Source organism: Streptomyces sp. NPDC002795 (assembly GCF_042888725.1).
GTDB lineage: Bacteria > Actinomycetota > Actinomycetes > Streptomycetales > Streptomycetaceae > Streptomyces.
In genome coordinates this window covers 200,027-221,231 of the sequence record NZ_JBIAQB010000005.1, presented here as the reverse complement: position 1 = coordinate 221,231, position 21,205 = coordinate 200,027, and the positions used below count along the sequence as shown (strand labels likewise).

Below are 21,205 nucleotides of genomic sequence, written 5' to 3'. Positions count from 1 at the left end.
AAATCCCCCAGGCCGCGGACGCGAGGAAGGAGATCCAAGCCGAAGCCGAGCCGGAAGTCCAAGCCGAGCCGGAAGCCGGAAGCCGGAAGCCGGAAGTCGAGGCAGGCGCTCGCTCAAGGCCGCCCCCGCGGCACAACCCCCAACGCCGTCGCGTCCGCGAGATGCTGCCCAAGACGCAGCCGCAGCGGCCCGATCGGCCCCGACCGCTCCGACAGCAGGCTCAGCGAACCCACCGCCCGGCCCGAGGACCGCAGCGGCACCGCCACCACACACGCGAAGCCCAGACCGCGCGCCATCGCCGTGTACGACGGCCAGTTGGCGCGCGCGTACGGATGCGCGAGCGGAACGCCGCTGATGGCCGTGGCGGAGCTGCGGCAGTCAAGGCCGGGGCCCTCGCCCCAGGTCAGCGCGGCCCGCTCCAGCCGCAGGCCGCGTGGATCGGACGCCGCGACCTGGACCCGGGCCGCGGGCGGATCCAGCACCGCCACCGCCGACGCCACCCCGAGCAGCGACACGCAGCTGCCGACGAGCGCGCCGAGGGCCTGGGCGCCACCCCGTACGGCGGCGTCGGCCACTTCCACGAACGCCGTCGCCAGCCGCTCGCTGTCCACCTGGTACGCCTCGTACGGCACGCCACGCATGACGGCCCCCTCGCCCCTGTCCCGTCCGCCCCGCACGACGCAGCCGCCCGCCCCGCCACCTGCCCGCTGGGCGGACTGTGCTCAGTGGGTATGCCCCATGGATGGGCCGTGCGAACCAAAACCGAGCCGACCGAAGCCGCGTGAAGCGAAGCCGCACGCCCCGCCTCACATGTGCGTGGCTCCTTCGCCGGACATCACCTTCGGCCGCCCCGGCCGGTACAGGAGCAGCGTCACGATGAAGCCGACACCGAAGAACACGGCCGACCACCAGTAGGCGGTCGAATAGCTCTCGATCGCGGCCTGCGCCCGCACCAGCGGCGTGGGCCGCTTGCCGACGAGGTAGCTGGTCGCGGCGGTCGTGGCCAGCGTGTTCAGCAGCGCCGTGCCGATCGAACCGCCCACCTGCTGGCTGGTGTTGACCATCGCGGAGGCCACGCCCGCGTCGTGCGCGGCGATGCCGGACGTGGCCAGGTTCATGGCCGTTGCGAAGATCATGCCCATGCCGAGGCCCATCACCAGCGTCGGAGGCAGCACATGGGCGGCGTAACTGCTGGTGAGGTCGAGGAAGGTCAGCCAGATCATCGCCACCACGGCCAGTGCCATGCCCAGCGGCACGATCGGCTTCGGCCCGAACTTCGGCGCTAGGACGTTCTGCGTGACGATCGACGAGAAGATCATGCAGGCGACCATCGGCAGGAACGCCACACCGGTCGACACCGGCGAGAACTCCAGGATCTGCTGCAGGTAGTACGTCAGGAACAGGAACACACCGAACATGCCCGCACCGGCGATGAACATCGCCAGGTACGACGCGCCGCGGTCCCGGTCGAGGGGCACGCGCGGCGGCAGCAGCGGATGCGCGGCCCGCGTCTCGAACCAGGCGAACGCGGCGAGCAGGACGGCACCGATCACCAGGAAGCCCCAGGTCGCGAACTCGCTCCAGTCATGGGTCTCGGCGTTGGAGAATCCGTACACGATGCAGAACAGTCCCGCCGACACCAGGAGCGTGCCGGGCACGTCCAGTTTCGGACGGTCCACGGGGCGCCCGCCGTGCAGCAGACGCAGGCCGCCCAGGAACGCGAAAGCGGCGAAGGCCAGGTTCACGAAAAGGCACCAGCGCCAGTCCAGGTACTCGGTCAGCACACCGCCGAGCAGCAGCCCGACCGCGCCGCCTGCACCGGCGATGGCGCCGTAGATGCCGAAGGCCTTGGCCCGCTCCTTGGGATCGGTGAACGTCGTCGTCAGCAGGGAGAGCGCGGCCGGTGCGAGCAGCGCGCCGAACGCGCCTTGCAGGGCGCGCGCCGCGACCAGCATCTCGAAGCTGCTCGCCGCACCACCCAGCGCGGAGGCCACCGCGAACCCGATCAGACCCGTGAGGAAGACGGTCTTGCGGCCGACGAGGTCGGCGATCCGCCCGCCGAGCAGCAGCAGGCTGCCGAACGCCAGGGAGTAGGCGGTGACGATCCACTGCCGGTTGCCGTCGGAGAACCCGAGGTCCTGCTGGGCCGACGGCAGCGCGATGTTCACGATGGTGGCATCCAGGACGACCATCAGCTGCGCCAGGCCGATCACGGCGAGGATCAGCCATCGGTGCTCGTGCCTGCCCCCGCCCGCGTACGGCACGGAGCCGCCGTCGGGAGGGGAGTTCTGTATGCCGGGTTCGGCGCCTGTCGGGGAGGTGTCGGGCGAGCGATCCATCGTGGCCTCCAAACCACCGGACCCCCCGATCGACTTCGCCCACCACGCTAAGCGCCCTGGTCATGGCGGGCGACTGGAGCGAGAACGGGGCCGTTCTCCATGTCTGGAGAACGGCCCCGTTCGGGTACCGAGCGTCAGCGGCACGTGCCGTGAATCAGCGGCGGATCGTCAGCGGCTGTGCCCGTCCACAACGGCCGGCTTCTCGTCCGGCTTCTCGTCGGGCCTCTCATCGGGCTTGTCGTCCGGCTCCGCGGCGACCTGCACCGTCTGCTCGGTCGCACGCGGCTCGGGAACCCCGCCCGCGGCCGCCGCCTCGCGCTGCGGGAACAGCCGCTGCGCGAGGGGCTGGACGAAGCGCGCGGTCAGCGGGCCCACGATCACCAGGATCAGCACGTACGCGGTGGCCAGCGGGCCGAGCCGCGGCTCGATGCCGGACGTCACGGCGAGGCCCGCGATCACGATGGAGAACTCGCCGCGCGCCACCAGGGCGCCACCGGCCCGCCAGCGTCCCTTGACGGAGATCCCGGCGCGGCGGGCCGCCCAGTACCCCGTCGCGATCTTCGTACAGGCCGTGACCACGGCGAGCAGCAGCGCGGGCAGCAGCACCGGCGGAATGCTCGCCGGGTCGGTGTGCAGGCCGAAGAAGACGAAGAAGACGGCCGCGAACAGGTCCCGCAGCGGGGACAGCAGCGTATGCGTGTTCTCGGCGACCTCACCGGACAGCGCGATGCCCACGAGGAACGCGCCCACGGCAGCCGACACCTGGAGCTGCTGCGCGAGGCCCGCGACCAGGATGGTCAGGCCGAGCACCACGAGGAGCAGCTTCTCCGGGTCGTCGCTGGAGACGAACTTCGAGATGTGCCGCCCGAACCGCACCGCGATGAACAGCACCAGACCCGCGGCGCCGAGCGCGATGGCGAGCGTGAGCCCGCCGGCCGCCCAGCCGACACCGGCGAGCAGCGCGGTGATGATGGGCAGGTACACGGCCATCGCCAGGTCCTCGAGCACCAGAATGCTGAGGATCACCGGCGTCTCGCGGTTGCCGAGCCGGCCGAGGTCACCGAGCACCTTGGCGATCACGCCCGACGACGAGATCCAGGTGACACCGGCGAGCACCACGGCCGCCACCGGACCCCAGCCCATGAGCAGCGCGGCGATGGCACCGGGCAGCGCGTTGAACGTCATGTCGACGAGGCCGGCCGGGTACTGCGTCTTCAGATTGCTGACGAGATCGCTGGCCGTGTACTCGAGTCCGAGCATCAACAGCAGCAGGATCACGCCTATTTCGGAGCCGATGGCGACGAACTCCTCGCTGGCGCCGAGCGGCAGCAGACCGCCCTCGCCGAACGCGAGCCCCGCCAGGAGATACAGCGGGATCGGCGAGAACCGCAGCCGTCCCGCGAGCCGCCCGAGCAGCCCGAGCGCCAGAGTGATGGCACCGAATTCGATCAGAAACAGAGCACTGTGCATACGGTCACTCCCGCCCCAGAATCGTGGCCGCCGCGTCGACGCCCTCACGCGTACCGATGACGATGACCGTGTCGCCGCCCGCGAGCCGGAAGTCCGGCGTCGGCGACGGAATCGCGTCGGCGCGGCGCAACACGGCCACGATCGACGCGCCGGTATCGGTGCGCATCTTCGTCTCGCCGAGCAGCCGCCCGTTCCAGATCGAGGCGCCGGGCACCTCGATGCGCTCGGCGACAAGACCCAGATCGGTGGTGTGCAACAGGTTCGGGCTGTGGTGCGAGGGCGTCAACGCGTCGATGAGATACGCCGCTTCCCCCGACGTCAGCTTCAGCGACAGGTCGCAGGCGTCGGGGTCGTCCGCCCGGTACGCGCTGAGGGTCCGGCCCCCGTCCCGGTGTGCGACGACCGACAGCTGACGCTGCTCGCGGGTCGTGAGGTCATAGCGGTAGCCGATCCCCGGCAATGGTGTCCTGCTCAGGCGTGAAGCGGGCACGTCTCTCCCCTTGTCCGTGCGTGGCCGCTGTCCCGGCGACCAATAGGTGGCAGATGCAACTTTAGGTGGATGACCGTCACCCTATACGCGCCAAGCTTTGGCAAAAAAACCGTCAGGCGTGGAAACAGACATGGAGAAGGTCATACGAAGTCGTGCAAGGTCATCCGCCGAAGCGGTCGGGCACCGACACGGTCACACGTCGAGCGACGGATGCGCGGCGAGTACCGCCTCCACCGTGTCCGCCTGCCCGGCCGACTTGTCCTCCCGATACCGCACCACGCGCGCGAAGCGGAGTGTCACGCCCGCCGGGTAGCGCGTCGAGCGCTGCAACCCGTCGTAGGCGATCTCCACGACCAACTCGGGCCGCACCGTCACGACATGACCGTCGTCACTGACGGCCAGCTCGCGCAGCCGCTCCGTCTGCCAGGTCAGCAGCGCGTCGGTGAGCCCCTTGAACGTCTTGCCGAGCATCGCGTACGTACCGTCGGGGCGGCGCGCGCCCAGGTGCAGGTTGGACAGCTTGCCGGTGCGCCGCCCGTGCCCCCACTCGGCGGCGAGCACGACCAGGTCCAGCGTGTGCACGGGCTTGACCTTCACCCAGGACGCGCCGCGGCGGCCCGCGCTGTACGGGGCCTCCAGGCCCTTGAGTACGACGCCTTCGTGGCCGCGCGCGAGGGTGTCGGCGAAGAAGGCCTCGGCGGCGCCCCGCTGTTCGGCGCCGCCTTCGCCCTCGACGAGGAAGCGCCGCACTCGCATCGCCTCCGGCACGAGCCGGGCCAGCTGCTCGTGCCGCCTGGCGAACGGCAGATCCAGCAGATCCCGCCCGTCGACGTACAGCACATCGAAGAAGACGGGGGAGACCGGCAGTGCCTTCGCCGCCCGCGCGACGTCGACGCGCGACCCGACCCGCCCCGCGACATCCTGGAACGCCCGCGGCCGTCCGTCCTCACCGAGCGCGATGACCTCCCCGTCGAGAATGAACCGCTCGCCACGGAACTCCCGTACGGCCTCGACCACTTCGGGAAGCCGCCCGGTGATCTCATCGAGCGTCCGCGTATAGACCCGCACGACATCGCCCTCCCGATGAACCTGCACGCGAATGCCGTCGAGCTTCTCCTCCACGGCGCAGGCTCCCAACTTGTCGAGCGCCTCGCCGACACCACCGGCGCTGTGCGCGAGCATCGGCAGCACGGGCCGACCGAGGGTGAGCCGGAAGTCGTCGAGCGCGTCGGGCCCACGAGCGAGCAACGCCTGCGAGACCTCCTGCAGCCCACCTGCCAGCATCACGGCACGCCGTACGTCGCCGGGGGCGGCGCCCGTCGCCTGCGCAAGGCCCTCGGTCGCGACGGCATCCAGGGCGCCCTGGCGCACCTCACCGGTCACGAGCCCGAACAGAAATCGCTGCTCGTCCTCGGTGGCGGCCCCCATCAGCTCCCCGACGAGCCGCTTCCGCTCAGCCTGCGATCCGGCGCCGGACACATCACCGAGCTCGGTCATCAGCGCATCGACGTCCTGCACGCTCAGCCGAGCTTCCGGCGCCGCCTCGACCCGCTCGCTCAGCACCCGCCACCCGACCCCGAGCCGCCCCTGGGGCAGCCGTCCCGCCAGATACGGAATGACGATCGCCACGTCGTCCGGATCGGCGTCCCGGAACAACTCGGCGAGCAACGCGATCTTCCGCGACCGCGCGGAGGCGGCGGCGACGTCCTGGGACACCTGAGCGAGCCGGGCGAACAGCATGTAGCCATGGTGCTACGGGGGGACCGGAGGCGCAGCGGGGGCGGCGCCCCGCCACCCCCTCCCGGGCCTCAGCTCTCCTTCGAGAGCTCCCGCTCGATCGCCTCCACGACCTCCGGGGCGTCCGGCGTCGTCTGGGGCGAGAAGCGGGCGACGACGTCTCCGGAGCGGTTGATCAAGAACTTCTCGAAGTTCCAGCGCACGTCGCCGGTGTGCCCCTCGGCGTCCGCCGTGTCGACGAGATGCGCGTACAGCGCGTGCCGCGCCTCGCCGTTGACGTCGACCTTCTCCGTCATCGGGAATGTGACGCCGTACGTCGCCGAGCAGAACTCCGTGATCTCGTCGGCGGTACCCGGCTCCTGCCCCATGAACTGGTTGCACGGCACTCCGAGGACGGTGAACCCACGGTCCGCGTACTGCTTCTGGAGCTCCTCCAGGGCGCTGTACTGCGGCGTGAGCCCGCACTTCGAAGCAACGTTGACGATCAGGACGGCCTTGCCCTGGTACTGGGGGAGGTCGGCGGCGCCGCCCTGAAGGTTGTCGATCTGTACTGCGTCGTAAATGGTCATGCTGCGGAGCGTACGCCGGGGCACTGACAGCGCCGTGACCGGAGGACGGGACGCATCGCGCGGCTCGCGTGTCAGCTTGCGTTGGAAATCGAACACGCGATCTAATCTGGCGTATGCGGAACACGATCACTGAGGACCTCGTGCAGACACAGCGGGAGTGGGACGCGACCTATCGGCAGCTTGCCGATCGGCCGGGGCGTACTGCTCTGCGGCGGCGTCTGCTGTATCTGTCCCGGGTGCTGGCGGGCGAGAAGCTGACTCCGGCGCAGAAGGCGGAGCTGCGTCAGCGGGCGCGGGGGCGGGCGTGACGCCGCGCCTGGCCTGGCGGTCGGCGGGGTGTAGTGGCGCGGTGGGTGTATGGCGCCGGAAATAGTCGTGCACCGGCCGTCGGCGTCGAGCGAAGGGCGGAGGGTCACGGTCGGCGGTGTGGACTTTGGTCTGGCCCGTGACGACCACGACCTGGCCGAGTTTCTGCGCCGGGCCGGGCTCGATGACGCCGATCAGCTGGTGTCCGGGGACTCGCCGATCATTCAGTGGCGCGGCGGGCGCGCACACGAGTACGAGGCCGGCGGGGGATAACCCCACTCCCGATCTGGATGGCCGCCCCCATGCGTGGCGCGCGCGTGGCGGGCATTGTGGTGGGCGTTGGTCCGCGCGGCAGGGAAACGCGCTCGCGCCCCTTAGGGGGCTCCCAGAGGTTTCCCCGAGATACGTTAACTTCTCTGGTTTTGTTCATCTCCACCCCGTTATCTGTAGGTATGCCCGACTACTTGATGTACGGCCTACTCGTTTTGTGCGTCATGCCACCTCTGGTGCCCAATTCATGGCTGCTCGTCAGTGCCGGTGCCATGGCGGCCGATGGCCGACTTCAACTCGCCCTCGTACTGCTGGTGGTGTCGGGCGCCGCCATCCTCGGGGACCTGCTGGTGTACCGGTCGACGCGGCGGTTCGGGGGACCGGTGCTGCGCCGACTGAGACGCAAGCGGCGACGTGCCGTGCTGCTCGATTGGGCTTCCATACGGGTGCGTCGGCACGGGATCCCCTTCATCATCGGCATCCGGTTTCTGCCGACCGGGCGGCTCGTCGGCGCGGTGGCGGCCGGGCTCGTCGACGTTCGGTTGGGGCGGTTCCTCGTGGCCTCGGGCGTCGCCGAGGCGGTCTGGGCCGCGTACTCAATAGGTGTGGGTCTGCTGGGCGGGATCGCCGCCGGTGGGCCGTTCGCCGGCGCACTGCTCGGGCTGGCCGTCTCAGGAACCGTCGCGACCCTGGTCGGAGGCGCGCGGTGGCTCGTGGCGCGCAGGCGTACAGCCGTCACGACGTCATGAACGGCTGAGCCGCCCCCCGCGCCACCAGCTCCACCGTCGTCGCCACCGAGATCGTCTGTACGGCCAACAGGGCCACCAGGACGAAGAGTTGTACCGCCCCGGCGGTCACCGGCGACGCGCCGCCCAGGAGCATGCCGACGAACGCGCCTGGGAGCGTCACCAGGCCCACCGTCCGGGTCTGGTCGAGGCCGGGGAGGAGGGCGTCGGAGGCGGCGGGGCGGGCGATTTCGAGGCGGGCCTCGTGGGGGAGGAGGCCGAGGGCCAGGCACGCCTCCACCTCGCCCTTGCGCGTGGTCAGCTCGTCGAGGGCGCGGCGCCCCGCCAGCACGGTCGCCGTGAGCGCGCCCCCGATGAGGATTCCGGCCACCGGGATCACGGCGATGCCCCGCAGCGGGAGCAGGCCGCAGGCGATGAGCGACGCCACGAGCGGGGTCACCGGCGCCGCGATCGGCAGGGCCGCCCAGATCCAGGTCCGGTTCGACGTGAGGCGGCGGCCCGCCGTGCGCGCGGCCACCGTCAGCATGAGCAGCAGGAAGGCAAGCAGCGCCGCTCCGTGGCGCACGACCCAGCCGATCAGGAGCGACACCACGGCCAGTTGGACCGTCGCCCGGACCCCGGCGACCGCGACGTCACGGGCCCGGCGGCGCGACCCGTCCGGGGAGAGGCGGTACACCGCCGCCACCGCTGCCGCGATCACGAGGAGGACGACGAGCACCGCCGCGAGCGTTCCGTTGACGGGGAGGAGCGTGGCCGCTGCCTGGGTTCGTACGTGCACGGCAACACAGTAGAGCGCCCCGACCTGGGCACCGGTGCTGTTCTCCGCTTGACCGGTGAGCGAGGATGGGCGGGTAACAAAGCGTGAAGTTGCCGCGATTGAGAAAGAGGGCTGACCGTCATGGCACAGCAGGTGCAGGGCGTGATCGCGCGGGCCAAGGGTGCCCCCGTGGAGATCGCGACGATCACGGTGCCGGACCCGGGTCCGGGCGAGGCCGTCGTGAAGATCCAGGCATGCGGGGTCTGCCACACCGATCTGCACTACCGGGAGGGCGGGATCAACGACGAGTTCCCGTTCCTGCTCGGTCACGAGGCGGCGGGTGTCGTCGAGTCGGTGGGGGACGGGGTGAGCGAGGTCGCCGTGGGTGACTTCGTCATTCTCAACTGGCGCGCGGTGTGCGGTCAGTGCCGTGCCTGTCGGCGCGGACGCTCCCAGTACTGCTTCAACACCCACAACGCGAAGCAGAAGATGACCCTGGCCGACGGCACCGAGCTGTCGCCCGCGCTCGGCATCGGGGCCTTCGCCGAGAAGACCCTCGTGGCCGCCGGGCAGTGCACCAAGGTGGACCCGGCCGCCTCGCCGGCCGCCGCGGGCCTGCTGGGCTGCGGTGTGATGGCCGGGCTCGGTGCCGCGATCAACACGGGCAATGTGGGCCGTGGCGACTCCGTCGCCGTGATCGGCTGCGGCGGCGTGGGCAACGCCTCCGTCGTCGGCGCGCGTCTCGCCGGCGCCGCGAAGATCATCGCCGTCGACATCGACGACAAGAAGCTCGCCACCGCGCGGGAGCTGGGCGCCACCCACACCGTCAACTCCCGCTCCACCGACCCGATCGAGGCCGTACGCCAGCTGACCGGAGGCTTCGGCGCCGACGTCGTCATCGAGGCCGTCGGCCGCCCGGAGACGTACGAGCAGGCCTTCTACGCGCGCGACCTGGCGGGCACCGTCGTCCTCGTCGGCGTGCCGACGCCCGAGATGAAGATCGAGCTGCCGCTGCTCGATGTGTTCGGGCGCGGCGGCGCGCTCAAGTCGTCCTGGTACGGGGACTGCCTGCCCTCGCGCGACTTCCCGATGCTGATCGACCTGTACCTGCAGGGGCGCCTCGACCTCGACGCGTTCGTGACCGAGACGATCGCGCTGGACGACGTGGAGAAGGCGTTCGAGCGGATGCACCACGGCGACGTGCTGCGTTCGGTGGTGGTGTTCTGATGACCGACACGACCTCTTCCGGCGTCCGCGTCGAGCACCTCGTCACCTCGGGAACGTTCTCCCTCGACGGGGGCACGTGGGACGTCGACAACAACGTGTGGATCGTCGGGGACGACCGCGAGGCGATCGTCATCGACGCCGCACACGACGCCGACGCCATCGCGGAGGCCGTGGGTGAGCGGCGGCTCGTCGCGATCGTGTGCACCCACGCCCACGACGACCACATCGACGCAGCGCCCGCGCTCGCCGCGCGCACCGGGGCGCCGATCCTGCTGCACCCGGCCGACACCGAGCTGTGGAAGCGCACACACCCGGACCGCGCGCCGGACGGGGAGCTTGCCGACGGGCAGCAGGTCGGCGTGGCGGGCGTCGAGCTGACCGTGCTGCACACGCCGGGGCACTGCCACGGCGCGGTCAGTCTGTACGCTCCCGCGCTCGGCACCGTGTTCACCGGGGACACGCTCTTCCAGGGCGGTCCAGGCGCCACCGGGCGGACCTTCAGCGACTTCCCGACCATCGTGGAGTCGATCAAGGACCGGCTGCTGACGCTGCCTGCCGAGACCGTCGTACGCACCGGACACGGTGACAGCACGACGATCGGCGCGGAAGCGCCGAATCTCGACGAGTGGATCGCGCGCGGGCACTGATCCCAGGTCCCGGCCGGGGCGGCTTGGCGGCCGCCCCGGTCAGGATGCGGTTCAGCAGGGTGTCAGCACCGCCCGCACCGTCTTGCCGCCCCTCGGATCGGGCCGCACGCTCCAGCGGCGGGCGAGCGCCTGGACCAGTGCGATGCCCCGGCCCGACTCGGCCGTCCGCGAATCCGGCAGCAGGCGGGGCACGCCCGGCGCGTCGTCGTGCACGGCCACGGTGAGTTCGCCGGACTGCAGGCACAGGCTCATCCGGCAGCTGCTGCCCTGCGCTTCGGTGGCGTTGGCGACCAGCTCCGACACCACCAGCTCGGCGTCCGTCGCCCCCTCGCCCGCACGTCCGGCGAGAAACCTTCGTGTCAGCCGCCGGGCCCAGCGGGCGGCGCCCGAACCCTGGGGCATCAGGAATTCCACGCGTGCGGCACGCCGGTCGGCGCCCCTCGACGCACGCATGACGACCACTTCCTCTCGTGGTGGGTTGTGCGCGGGTCGCGCCTCGGTGACGGTCCCCCTTCCCACCGCACCGGGGCGTCACCCCTTCTCCTGTGCGCCGAGTGCCCCGCACCGGCCGGTTCAGGCCGTGTCAGCCGCTTTCCGTGGGGTGCGGGTGCGCCAGCGTGTCGAGGAACCGGTCGATGGCGGGCGAGGCGGTCCCGTCGGCGCACTGGGAGCGCTCCACCTGCGGTATCGGCAACTTGCCCAGATGTGGCGCACGGGCTTCCAGGGCACGCGTCAAATGGAGCCGCTCCAGGGCCCGTTCGGCGGCTGAGGAGCGTACGTACTCGGCCAGGGTGACGCCCAGATGGTCCGCATGACTGCGTACCGCGGCGTACTCATCCGGTGTGAAGAGCTCCCGTAGGAGCGCAGTACTACCGTCCATGTCGGCATGATGCCGCGCCGCGTCGCGCCGCGCGGGCGGTTGGCATATTCACCCCTCGTTCGCGTGGAGTTGGCCTTGTTCGATGGCGTACGCGGGGGAGGGCGACACAGGAAGACGGAGGGGGTGCGGGGTGGACTGCCCTCGATCATCTCGGATAAGTTAGGCAAGGCTTACCTAATGGAGGTTCGGGATGGGTGTCCGACAGATCGCTGCCGCCGTGCCCAGCACGGCGGCCCACGCACGCTCCGTGCTCGCCGCCGCATGGACCTGCGGCGTCACCACCGACGTGGGGCAGGACGACCTCGTCGGCGCGCACCGCGTCGACGACGACGGCGCGGTGCGCATCACGCCGCCGCCCGACAGCGTGCTGGCCGCCGCCGTGCTCTGCTCACCGCACGGACGGCCCACCACGCTCCTGGAGTTCGCCGACGCGGCGCCCGTCCCCGTACGCGACCGGGTGCGCGCGCGGGTGTGGCTGTCGGGGGAGCTGGCCCCGGACGGTGAGGAGCTGGTGCTGAGGCCCGAACGGGCGGTCCTGCAGACCCGGTCGGGCCGCACCGGCATCGACCTCGACGAACTCGCCGCCTCCGCGCCCGACCCGCTCGCGCTCGCCGAGCCCCGCCTGCTCACCCACCTCGCCGACGCCCACCCCGAGGCCGTCGAACAGCTCACCCGGCTCATCGCCCCCGACAGCCTGCACGGCGTCGTCCGGGTCCAGCCGCTCGCCGTCGACCGGCACGGCCTGACGCTGCGTCTGGAGCGGATGCGCGGCCAGGCCGACGTGCGGCTCGCCTTCCACCGGCCCGCCGACGACCTGGGCTCGCTCACCGAGCGCATGCACCAACTGCTCGCCTCGGCGCAGACCGTCAGCCGCCGCCGGAGGTGACCTTCTCGCGGGCAGTCGCCTGTTCGGGCACGGATCGCTGCTCCGCCGGTCGCCGGAACGCCCAGTCCATCCGGGGCTCCACGACGTAGCGGAACACCCGCCGCACCGGTTCCGTGCACAGCACGGTGATGAGCGCGACCGCCGCCGCCGTCACGGCCAGCTCACCGAGCGGGCCGTGCAGCCGCGGGTGGTCGTACCAGCCCCAGAACCGGGAGGACTTGATGACGAAACCGTGCAGCAGATACGCGTAGATCGTCCCCGTGCCCAGGGCCGTGAACCACAGCCTGCGGCCCGGCACCCACGCCAGGAAGCACGCGCTCAGCGCGAGCGCGAGGGCGAACAGGGCGGGCGTCGCGAACAGACCCGCCCACCCGGGCACACCCCGCCCCTGGACGCTGCCCCGGTGGTAGAACCAGCCCGCGTCGAACCACGGCGCCACCCAGTACGCGGCGATCAGAGCGGCGCCCGCGACACCCAGCGCCACCCACCGCACGCGCCACGTCCGCAGCCGCGCGAAGTGCTCGGGCCGCAGCACCAGGCCCGCCACGAAGAACGGCAGGAACTGCAACACCCGTTGGAGCGCCAGGTCACCGCCTGCGCCCGGCCACATCGAAACAGCCGTGCCCACGGCCAGCGACACGAGCACGGGGTGGCGCAACTGGAGCCACAGCGGCGTCGACAGACGCCAGATGAACAGGGCCACCAGGAACCACATCAGATACCAGGGGTCCAGCAGGCTGATCGGATACCCCGGATCGTCCTGCGCCCACCGGTAGAACAGTGTGTACGCCACCTCGAAGGCGAGGTACGGCACGACGACCCCGGTCACCAGGCGCCGCAGGCGGTGCGGCGCCATGTCGAAGCTGCGCGAGAAATAGCCCGACACCAGAGCGAACGCCGGCATGTGGAAGGCGTAGACGGCGAGATAGGTCGCCGTCACCGCGCGGGAGCCGTAGGTCAGCGGCTCCCACGCGTGCCCGCAGGCCACGAGGACGATCGTCAGGAATTTGACGTTGTCGAAGTACGACTCGCGTGCCTGCCCTGCCATGGCGTTCGCTGCACCCTCCACGTCGGTGCGGCCCGGGTCCCCTGCCCGTACCCGTCGCAGACCGTTCCATGAGTGGAGGTGTGACACAAGTGGCGTATGCGGCGTGGCGCGTCAGACCGCCGTGTATGCGCCATCCACGAGGTGGTAGCTGCCCGCGATGAACGAGGCGCGGTCCGAGAGCAGGAACACGATCAGCTCGGCGACCTCTTCGGACGTGCCCAGGCGGCCCGCCGGGTGCAGCGCGACGAGACCCTCGTGGGCGGCCTTGTCCATCTCCTTGAGGAGCGGGGTCTCGATGAAGCCCGGGCCGACCGCGTTGACGCGAATGCCCTTCGCGGCGTACTCGGCCGCGGCCGTCTTCGTCAGGCCGACCACGCCGTGCTTCGCGGCGACGTACGCGGGGGAGCCCGCGAAGCCGACCGAACCGAGGATGGAGGCGACGTTCACGATGGCGCCGCCGTTACCGGCGGCCTGGATCGCGGGAATCTCGTAGCGCATGCTGAAGAAGACGCCGTCTAGGTTCGTACGCACCACGCGGTTGTACACGTCGATGTCGTACTCGCCCGTGGGGGCGCTCGCGCCGCCGATACCGGCGTTGTTCACGGCCAGGTCGAGCCCGCCGAACGTGTCGACGGCGAACGCCACGGCCGCCTCGACCGAGGCCGGGTCGGTCACGTCGACGGCGACCGCGGCGGCCTTCAGGCCCTCCGCCTTCAGCGTCTCGGCGGCCTCCTGCGCGCCCTTCTCGTTGTAGTCCGCGATGACGACGTTGGCGCCGCCGCGGCCGAGGCGGCGGGCGGTGGCCAGGCCGATGCCGGAGGCGGAGCCGGTGACGAGGGCGGTCTTCCCGGCGAACTCGGCGGCGTAGTCCGTCACGTTGCCGGTGGTGGGGGTGGTGCTCATGGTGCGATTCACTTTCTGGTAGCGACGTCGGGGGCCGCCGCGCGGGCGGCCTCCTCGATGAGGGTGTCGTAGGCCCGCGCCACCAGTTCGGCGAGGTCTTCGGCGTCCGTGCCCGCGCCGCGCGCCCAGGTGCGCAGCGCGGCGGTCAGTACTCCGGCGGCGGCCCCGACGACGACCTCGGGACGCGGGTCCCGGGCCGGGTCGGTGCCGAGCCGGTCGGCGATGATGCGTACGGACTCGTCCTGGGCGTCGACCCGGATGCGCTCGTACGCGGCGAACAGGGCGGGCTCCGCGTCCACGACGGCGTACAGCTCGCGCAGCCGCGGACGGTGGTGCCAGCCGGGCGTCTCGCGGGCGGCGAAATGGTCCGCGACCGCGGCCCGGTAGGCGAGCAGTGGCGGCTCGGCGGCGGGGCGGGCGCGCAGCGCCGCGTTGATCCCCGCGCCGTCGGCCCGCGTGAAGTCCAGGGCCGCGTCCTCCTTGCCGGAGAAGTGCCGGCTGAAGGTGCGGCGCGTGACGTCCGCGCGCTCGGCGATGGCCTCCACGGTCACGTCGCCGAGCCCGCGGTCGAGCACCAGCTCGACGGCGGCCTCGGCGAGCGCCTCACGCGTGCGGCGGGCCTTGGCCTGTCGGCGGTCGCCGCCGACGGGCCGGGAGCTGGTGGCCTCGTTCGCCTTCATGTCTTCGACAGTACACCTTGATGTCCCAATGGGACATGTGTCCCGAAGGGACATTTGTGAAGGGGGGTGCGGACGGGGGCGTCAGGCGTGCCAGTGCCCGTGCAGCGCGGCGGTCGTGAAGCCGGGACCGTACGCGACCATCGTTCCGCGCGTGCCCGTGGGCGGGGGCTCCTGGTGGGTGCGCTCGAGTACGCGCAGCACGCTGGGCGCGCCAAGGTTTCCTTCGTCGGCCAGTGTGTCTGTGGAATGCCGCGCGGCATCGGCGCCGAGGCCCAGTGCTGCTGCTGTATCGGTGATGATGCGCGCGCTGCCGGGGTGGATCACAGGGAAGTCGGTGCGGCGGGAGTCCAGCCAGGCGACGAGCGCCGGCAGGATGTCGTCCGCCGCCGTCAGCGCCTCTCTGGTGGAGTCGAAGTGGAACCCGTCCGGGGCGACTCGGCCGCTGTATCGGTCGACGCTGTCCGGGAGCACGTACTCGAAGCTGTCCTCGATGGCCATGCCGGGCCCCAGAGGGTGTGCCGTGACGATCGCCGCAGCGGCAGAATCCCCGAAGAGCGCCTTATAGATCATCGACTGGATGTTCGTGTCGCTGTGCTGGTAGACGCCGGATATGGCTTCTGCAGCGACGACTAGAACGGTGTGGGAGGGGCGTGCCGCCACGTAATCGGTGGCGCGGATCAGGGCCTGGGTCCCGCCGGCGCATGCCAGGGTGGTGAGGGCGATGCGGCGGGTCGCCGGACGGAGCCGCAGCCGGTTCATCAGCTGGATGTCGAGATTGGGAACGGCCCACCCGGTCGAGTGGGTGGTGATGATGGCGTCGATGTCCCCCGAGGCGAGGCCGCCTTCTGTGAGTGCGGCGCCGGCCGCTTGTTCGGCCAGGTTGAGCGCGTCGTCGAAGGTGGTGCGAGCCCGCTCGCCGACGTCCGAGACGCCCGACACCGTCGGTGAGTTGAGTGGCCGGGCGAAGTAGCGTGTGCGGACACCGCAGTTGCCGATGACGCGCAGGATGGCGTTGAGGCGTGGGTGATCGTGGTGGTGGGAGCGAATGTCTTCGGCGATCTCGGCAGTGCTGATCTTGTGGGCGCCGAAGGCGGATCGGGGGCGTGAGATGTAGGCGGGCACGAGGGTGACTCCCACTTGGCTGAGGTCGGGCGTGGGGGGTGCCGCTCAACGTACTTCAACACCGTGGATGCGGTTGCCGTCACCTCCTTCAGCCGGCGCGCAGATACGGAGCACGTAGATGGGCCCGTCGTGAGCCAGGGTTGAAGACCAGGATGATCAGGCGGGTGCCCGGTGCGGTGAGCGGTTGGGCCGCGCAGGTGGTGACCCACCCCGGCCCGTACTTCGCGTGGAGCAGCGGGCGTTCGTCGCCGTCGGGGTGGACGGACGCGCCGCCCGCCTCGTAGATGGGCGCTGCCTCGGGGTCCGCGAGAACCTCCTTCTCGATCTGGAGCAGCGTGTCGTCCTCGGGCCGGGAGGCGAGCGCGGCACGCAATTGAGGCATGACGAGCGGTGCCCAGGCGGTGGCCCACTCCGTCAGGGCCGTTCGTGCCGTCGGATCCAGCAGCATCCACCGCATGGTGTTCGCCGGTACCTGCGCGTCGGGGAACAGGTCGCTGAACGACCTGTTGCACGCCAGGAGGTCCCACGACGCGTCCGTCACGTAGGCCATGTGCGAGATGCTGTCGACCGCTTCCTGCCAGACGCCGGGGACTTCCTTGCCTGCGGTGAGGTTCAGCGGTCCTGGTGGATCCTGCAACAGGGCGTACCGGCAGAGCAGGATCCACTCCTGCTCATTCAGCCCGAACAGCCGCGCCACATCACGCAGCAGCTCCGCCGGGGCGTTCGGGTACGTCCCCGATTCCAGGCGGTGGTACGTGCCGAGCGTGCGGTGCAGCAGTTGGTCGACCTGGTGCTGGGAGAGTCCGGGGGCGCGGCGCCCTTGTCCTGTCGGTCTGCTGAAGCCGTGGGATTCGGGGGCTATGAGGGCGCGCCGTTCACGGAGCAGGGCGCGAAGCGCCGTCTTGTTCATGGTGGGTAATCCCTCGTTGTTCACGCCGAGTTGAGCGTGAGCAGTCTAAATAGTCCCAAGGTCTTTGGTAATAAACATTGCCCGAAGAAAACGATCAGGAGGTGCGTCATGATGAGGGGAGTTGGGTTGCCCACCTGCTGGTTTCCTCGCTCGCGCCCCCGTGGCCGCGGCGTTGCGGCATCTGTGCCGGGCCGCTCGAAAATGGCTGAAATTTCCCGCTGCGGGTAACCCACAAGCCTCTGCGGCCGTTCGCACAAGTACGAGTGGGGCCGGGCCACCAATTGCGATCGATGTGGCCGGAAAATGCGTTGTGAGACGCAAACGCCCACGCTCGTCCGGGCGGCCGGTGGAGGTCACTGGCTGCGGTCGGTGCCGTCACTCGCCATCACGTAGCGGCCACGGCACCGGCCGCGCCCGGTCCCATGCCGTGTCATCGGCCGGCCTTGTGCACCTCGCGTACGTAGTCGTCGGCCGCCGCGTCGAGGCCGATGTCGTGCTGGGCGCGCTCGGACAAGTACCAGCGGTGCTCCAGGAGTTGGTGGTACAGCTCGGCCGGATCCATCGGCGTGGACACCCGGCCGCGGACGGCGCGCACCGTGGGGCGGAACACGTCACGGACCCAGCGGTGGGCGAGGACCTCGGGGCGGGCGTCGACCTCGTCCTCCTGCGTCGCCATCCAGCTCTCCAGGTCGGCGAGCAGCCGCCGCGCCTGGTTCTCCTCGGCGTCCATGCCGGTCAGGCGCAGGAGTTGACGCTGATGGTGGCCCGCGTCGACGACCTTCGGCACGAACGTGACGGTGTCGCCGTGCGGCGAGCGGGAGATCTGCATCTCGGCCACGTCGAAGCCCAGATCGTTGAGGCGGCGGATGCGGCGCTCCATGTAGTGGTGCTTGCCGGCCGGATACACCGAGGTACGGGTCAGCTCGGTCCACAGATCCGTGTACCGCTGCACGATCTCCGTACCGAACTCGATCGGGTCGATCGACGGGTGCAGCGCGCCCGACGCCTCCAGGTCGAGCATCTCGCCCGCGATGTTCACCCGCGCCAGATCGATGTCGTACTCCCGCTGCCCGTCGCTCAGTTGAGGGTGCAGCTCGCCGGTCTCGGCGTCCACCAGGTAGGCGGCGTACGCGCCCGCGTCCCGGCGGAAGAGGGTGTTGGACAGCGAGCAGTCGCCCCAGGCGAAGCCGGTGAGGTGCAGGCGGACGAGGAGCACCGCGAGCGCGTCCATCAGCCGGTGCACGGTCGTCGGACGCAGCGTCGTCTCGAACATCGAGCGGTACGGCAGCGAACCGCCCAGGTGGCGCGTGATGAGCACGGGCTCCAGCGGACTGCCATCCGGCTGCTCGCGGCCCGTGACCACCGCGAGCGGGTCCACCGCGGGGATCCCCAACCGGTCGAGTGTGCGCAGCAGTTCGTACTCGCGCAGCGCCGGGCGCTCGGCCAGCTCCTTCACGGCGACGACCTCGTCCCCGGCGCGCGCGTAGCGCACCACGTGCCGCGAGATGCCGCGCGGAAGCGGCACCAGGTACTCCTCCGGCCACTCCTCCAGCGGGATGTGCCAGGGCAGGGCGAGCAGGAGCACCGGGTGCTCGGGATTGGTGGCGCTGATCTCGAGCGGCATGGCCCCCAGCGTAAAGGGGCTCGGACGCTGGCTCGGGGGACTACCGCGCGGGGACCGGGTCGGCCGTGCCCGACGCCAGGGAGCGTTCGGCCGCCGCGAGGGTTTCCGTCAGGCGCAGACCGAACCGGGCGTCGCACGGGTGCGCCGCGCCGCCACGCGCCGCCTCCAGCAGCGCGTCGACGGCCGCGGCCAGCGCCTCCTGGGCCGTGCCGGTGCCCGTCGGCATCGCCGACACGCCCTGCGTGCCGCGCAGTTCGACCACGGTGCCGGCCGCCGGCGGGGGAGTGGTCAGGCTGAGCGTCGCCGTGCTGGAGGCGCCGCCCGCGTGCCGGAGCACGAGATGCACCGTGTCGCCGGGGCCGTCGTGCGCCGCCACCGTCCGTACGTCGCCCAGGATCGGCAGCAGCATGGACAGGGCGTGCGGACCGACGTCCCACAGAGCGCCCTTCTCGACCCGCCACGGTGTCGTGGCCCGCACGTGCGCGTCGTCGCCGGGCGAGTACAGCGCGCCGTGCCAGTCGGCGCGGCCCGTGAACCAGCCGCCCGTCCCGGCCTGTTCGGCGATCCAGGCCGCGGTGAGCGGCGCGTGCCGCAGCGTGCAGAAGACCGTCGACGCGACGCCCGCGGCATCGGCCGCCTCGACCACGGCGCGGGCCGCGTCGGTGCTCGTGGCGAGCGGCTTGTCGAGAAGCAGATGACAGCCCGCCGCCGCGGCCCGCGCGGCGAGCGGGGCCTGGACGTCCGGCGGCACCGCGAACGCCACGACGTCGCTCGCCGCGAACAGGGCGTCCACCTCGTCGTACGCCGTCGTGCCGTGCCCTGCCGCGAGCTCGGCCGCCGCCTGCGGCCTGCGCCCCCAGACCCCGACGAGGTCGACGGCCTTGTGGGCTTCTAGCGTGGGGGCGTACGTCCGCCCGGCCCAGGAGCCGGTGCCGACGAGACCGAAACGCGCGGCGCCGGAATCGGCGAGCGGAGTGGAAGAAGTCATGAGCGGCAGTATCCGCCGATTGGGTGCCCCATGCACAGAGGGCAGGCCGAGCGGTGCAGACAGGGCGCGGAGCCCGGTGAATACTGATTCACCGAACTGGTGAACCGGAGACACATGAAGCCTGCCCCGATACCGGCGACGCGCCCGACACCCGGCGCCACGCGCATGCGCGAACGGCTCGCCGTGCCCGTGCTCGCCTTCGGCGGCATCCTCATGGCGGTCATGCAGACCGTCGTCGTCCCGCTCCTGCCCGACCTGCCGCGGCTGACCGGCGCCTCGCCCGCCGCCGTGTCCTGGATGGTGACCGCGACCCTGCTCGCCGGGGCCGTCCTCACGCCGGTCCTCGGCCGGGCCGGTGACATGTACGGCAAGCGGCGCGTCCTGCTGGGCGCGCTCGCGTTGATGACCGCGGGATCGGTGCTGTGCGCCCTGACCTCCGACATCCACCTGCTCATCGCCGCCCGCGCGCTCCAGGGCGCCGCGGCCGCCGTCGTGCCGCTCTCCATCAGCATCATGCGCGACGAACTCCCGCCCCACCGCACCGGATCCGCCGTCGCCCTGATGAGCTCGACGGTCGGCATCGGCGCCGGGCTCGGCCTGCCGCTGGCCGCGCTCATCGTCCAGTACGCCAACTGGCACGTCATGTTCTGGGCGACCAGCGCCCTCGGCGCGCTCGGCCTCGGCCTCGCCTGGTGGGCGGTGCGCGAGTCACCGGTCCGCTCCCCGGGCCGTTTCGACGCGCTCGGCACACTGGGCCTCGCCGCGGGTCTCGTCTGCCTGCTGCTGGGCGTCTCGCAGGGCGGCCAGTGGGGCTGGGCGAGCCCCGTCGTGCTCGGCCTGTTCACGGGCGCCGTCGTGATCCTCGGCCTGTGGTGGTGGCAGCAACTGCGCACCGAGCGGCCCCTGGTGGACCTGCGCCTTGCCGTCGGCCGCCGGGTCGGACTGCCGCACCTCGCGGCGCTGCTCACCGGCTTCGCCTTCTACGCCAACTCGCTCGTCACCGCACAACTCGTACAGGCCCCCGTCGCCACCGGCTACGGGCTCGGCCTGTCCATCGTCGCCACCGGCCTGTGCATGCTGCCGAGCGGCGTCATCATGCTGGTCTTCTCGCCGGTCTCGGCCCGGATCTCCGCCGCGCGCGGCCCCAGGATCACGCTCGCCATCGGCGGCGCCGTCCTCGCCCTCGGCTACGTGATCCGCATCATCGACAGCACCGACCTGTGGGTGATCATCGTCGGCGCCGCCGTCGTCTCGACCGGCACGACCCTCGCGTACTCGGCGCTGCCCACCCTGATCCTGCGCGCTGTCCCGGCCGGTGCGACGGCCTCCGCGAACGGTGTCAACGTCCTCATGCGCACCATCGGCCAGGCCGTGTCCAGCGCGGCCGTCGCCGCCGTGCTCGTCCACCACACGACCCGGGTCGGCGGCGCCGACGTCCCGTCCCTGCCCGGCTATCAGCTGGCCTTCGCCATGGCGGGCACGGTCGCCGTGGTGGCCGCGACGGTCGCCCTGGCCGTCCCTTCGGACGGCGCGCCGGGCCGCGCCGTGGCGGGCGCCCCGGCTCCGGTGCGCACGGCGAAGGGGGCGTGAGGCCGCCTAGGGCATG

Annotated in this window: 23 protein-coding genes; 7 read left to right on the top strand and 16 right to left on the bottom strand. The window is 71.2% G+C overall.

Features of this window, described 5'->3' with window-relative positions; translation table 11 throughout:
• Nucleotides 1–113 precede the first annotated feature (113 nt).
• From ACFYWS_RS17080 to ACFYWS_RS17055, 6 genes are all read right to left on the bottom strand, one after another.
• Complete coding sequence (locus ACFYWS_RS17080; RefSeq protein WP_389276365.1) at nucleotides 114–641, bottom strand: GAF domain-containing protein; 528 nt, start codon at nucleotides 639–641, stop codon at nucleotides 114–116.
• Between the two features lie 165 nt (nucleotides 642–806).
• A complete protein-coding gene (locus ACFYWS_RS17075) occupies nucleotides 807–2,339 on the bottom strand; it encodes an MFS transporter (protein WP_389276361.1) in 1,533 nt (510 codons plus the stop codon).
• A gap of 168 nt (nucleotides 2,340–2,507) precedes the next feature.
• Nucleotides 2,508–3,809 carry a cation:proton antiporter gene (locus tag ACFYWS_RS17070; protein ID WP_389276358.1) on the bottom strand — a complete coding sequence of 434 codons (1,302 nt, stop codon included), beginning with the start codon at nucleotides 3,807–3,809 and terminating at the stop codon, nucleotides 2,508–2,510.
• 4 nt (nucleotides 3,810–3,813) lie between these two features.
• Nucleotides 3,814–4,299, bottom strand: coding sequence for a cation:proton antiporter regulatory subunit (locus tag ACFYWS_RS17065; RefSeq protein WP_389276355.1), 486 nt, complete (start codon nucleotides 4,297–4,299; stop codon nucleotides 3,814–3,816).
• Between the two features lie 192 nt (nucleotides 4,300–4,491).
• On the bottom strand, nucleotides 4,492–6,039 hold the full coding sequence (locus ACFYWS_RS17060; protein WP_389276352.1) for an ATP-dependent DNA ligase: 1,548 nt from the start codon (nucleotides 6,037–6,039) through the stop codon (nucleotides 4,492–4,494).
• A 68-nt stretch (nucleotides 6,040–6,107) separates the two neighbouring features.
• Entirely contained in the window at nucleotides 6,108–6,605 is a 498-nt protein-coding gene (locus ACFYWS_RS17055; protein WP_389276349.1) for a glutathione peroxidase, read from the bottom strand.
• A 113-nt stretch (nucleotides 6,606–6,718) separates the two neighbouring features.
• Here ACFYWS_RS17055 and ACFYWS_RS17050 point away from each other — a divergent pair, with 113 nt between their 5' ends.
• The 3 genes from ACFYWS_RS17050 to ACFYWS_RS17040 all read left to right on the top strand — a co-directional run bounded on the left by ACFYWS_RS17050 (nucleotide 6,719) and on the right by ACFYWS_RS17040 (nucleotide 7,930).
• Nucleotides 6,719–6,913 carry a hypothetical protein gene (locus ACFYWS_RS17050; RefSeq protein ID WP_389276346.1) on the top strand — a complete coding sequence of 65 codons (195 nt, stop codon included), beginning with the start codon at nucleotides 6,719–6,721 and terminating at the stop codon, nucleotides 6,911–6,913.
• 118 nt (nucleotides 6,914–7,031) lie between these two features.
• Nucleotides 7,032–7,184 carry a hypothetical protein gene (locus ACFYWS_RS17045; RefSeq protein ID WP_389276343.1) on the top strand — a complete coding sequence of 51 codons (153 nt, stop codon included), beginning with the start codon at nucleotides 7,032–7,034 and terminating at the stop codon, nucleotides 7,182–7,184.
• Between the two features lie 221 nt (nucleotides 7,185–7,405).
• On the top strand, nucleotides 7,406–7,930 hold the full coding sequence (locus ACFYWS_RS17040; protein ID WP_389276340.1) for a DedA family protein: 525 nt from the start codon (nucleotides 7,406–7,408) through the stop codon (nucleotides 7,928–7,930).
• Here ACFYWS_RS17040 and ACFYWS_RS17035 read toward each other — a convergent pair.
• A complete protein-coding gene (locus tag ACFYWS_RS17035; RefSeq protein ID WP_389276337.1) occupies nucleotides 7,917–8,705 on the bottom strand; it encodes an ABC transporter permease in 789 nt (262 codons plus the stop codon). The genes ACFYWS_RS17040 and ACFYWS_RS17035 overlap by 14 nt on opposite strands.
• 120 nt (nucleotides 8,706–8,825) lie before the next feature.
• Between ACFYWS_RS17035 and ACFYWS_RS17030 the strand changes: the two genes are divergently transcribed.
• Together ACFYWS_RS17030 and ACFYWS_RS17025 are read left to right on the top strand one after the other, a co-directional pair.
• On the top strand, nucleotides 8,826–9,911 hold the full coding sequence (locus tag ACFYWS_RS17030) for an S-(hydroxymethyl)mycothiol dehydrogenase (protein WP_389276334.1): 1,086 nt from the start codon (nucleotides 8,826–8,828) through the stop codon (nucleotides 9,909–9,911).
• Nucleotides 9,911–10,558 carry an MBL fold metallo-hydrolase gene (locus ACFYWS_RS17025; protein WP_389276331.1) on the top strand — a complete coding sequence of 216 codons (648 nt, stop codon included), beginning with the start codon at nucleotides 9,911–9,913 and terminating at the stop codon, nucleotides 10,556–10,558. The genes ACFYWS_RS17030 and ACFYWS_RS17025 overlap by 1 nt, the downstream gene beginning before the upstream one ends.
• Before the next feature lie 51 nt (nucleotides 10,559–10,609).
• On the opposite strand, the gene ACFYWS_RS17020 is transcribed toward ACFYWS_RS17025, so the two are convergent.
• Together ACFYWS_RS17020 and ACFYWS_RS17015 are read right to left on the bottom strand one after the other, a co-directional pair.
• Nucleotides 10,610–11,011: an ATP-binding protein gene (locus ACFYWS_RS17020; RefSeq protein WP_389276328.1), complete on the bottom strand. Its 402-nt coding sequence runs from the start codon at nucleotides 11,009–11,011 to the stop codon at nucleotides 10,610–10,612.
• A gap of 130 nt (nucleotides 11,012–11,141) precedes the next feature.
• The gene (locus ACFYWS_RS17015; protein ID WP_389276325.1) at nucleotides 11,142–11,438 is read right to left on the bottom strand and encodes a hypothetical protein; all 297 of its coding nucleotides are present in this window, start codon (nucleotides 11,436–11,438) and stop codon (nucleotides 11,142–11,144) included.
• A 190-nt stretch (nucleotides 11,439–11,628) separates the two neighbouring features.
• Between ACFYWS_RS17015 and ACFYWS_RS17010 the strand changes: the two genes are divergently transcribed.
• Nucleotides 11,629–12,324: a DUF2470 domain-containing protein gene (locus ACFYWS_RS17010; protein WP_389276322.1), complete on the top strand. Its 696-nt coding sequence runs from the start codon at nucleotides 11,629–11,631 to the stop codon at nucleotides 12,322–12,324.
• Here ACFYWS_RS17010 and ACFYWS_RS17005 read toward each other — a convergent pair.
• The 7 genes from ACFYWS_RS17005 to ACFYWS_RS16975 all read right to left on the bottom strand — a co-directional run bounded on the left by ACFYWS_RS17005 (nucleotide 12,305) and on the right by ACFYWS_RS16975 (nucleotide 19,599).
• Nucleotides 12,305–13,372, bottom strand: coding sequence for an acyltransferase family protein (locus tag ACFYWS_RS17005; RefSeq protein ID WP_389276319.1), 1,068 nt, complete (start codon nucleotides 13,370–13,372; stop codon nucleotides 12,305–12,307). The genes ACFYWS_RS17010 and ACFYWS_RS17005 overlap by 20 nt on opposite strands.
• Before the next feature lie 111 nt (nucleotides 13,373–13,483).
• Entirely contained in the window at nucleotides 13,484–14,275 is a 792-nt protein-coding gene (locus ACFYWS_RS17000) for an SDR family NAD(P)-dependent oxidoreductase (protein WP_389276316.1), read from the bottom strand.
• A gap of 8 nt (nucleotides 14,276–14,283) precedes the next feature.
• Complete coding sequence (locus tag ACFYWS_RS16995; RefSeq protein WP_389276313.1) at nucleotides 14,284–14,955, bottom strand: TetR family transcriptional regulator; 672 nt, start codon at nucleotides 14,953–14,955, stop codon at nucleotides 14,284–14,286.
• Nucleotides 14,956–15,036: 81 nt separating this feature from the next.
• Entirely contained in the window at nucleotides 15,037–16,077 is a 1,041-nt protein-coding gene (locus ACFYWS_RS16990) for a PhlD (RefSeq protein WP_389276310.1), read from the bottom strand.
• An 88-nt stretch (nucleotides 16,078–16,165) separates the two neighbouring features.
• The gene (locus ACFYWS_RS16985; protein WP_389276307.1) at nucleotides 16,166–16,987 is read right to left on the bottom strand and encodes a helix-turn-helix domain-containing protein; all 822 of its coding nucleotides are present in this window, start codon (nucleotides 16,985–16,987) and stop codon (nucleotides 16,166–16,168) included.
• A gap of 430 nt (nucleotides 16,988–17,417) precedes the next feature.
• Nucleotides 17,418–18,611 (bottom strand): DUF4032 domain-containing protein, encoded by a 1,194-nt coding sequence (locus tag ACFYWS_RS16980; RefSeq protein ID WP_389276304.1) that lies wholly within the window; start codon nucleotides 18,609–18,611, stop codon nucleotides 17,418–17,420.
• 40 nt (nucleotides 18,612–18,651) lie between these two features.
• Nucleotides 18,652–19,599, bottom strand: coding sequence for a Gfo/Idh/MocA family protein (locus ACFYWS_RS16975; protein WP_389276301.1), 948 nt, complete (start codon nucleotides 19,597–19,599; stop codon nucleotides 18,652–18,654).
• A gap of 114 nt (nucleotides 19,600–19,713) precedes the next feature.
• On the opposite strand from ACFYWS_RS16975, the gene ACFYWS_RS16970 reads away from it, so the two are divergent.
• Nucleotides 19,714–21,189, top strand: coding sequence for an MFS transporter (locus tag ACFYWS_RS16970; RefSeq protein ID WP_389276298.1), 1,476 nt, complete (start codon nucleotides 19,714–19,716; stop codon nucleotides 21,187–21,189).
• Nucleotides 21,190–21,205: the final 16 nt, after the last annotated feature.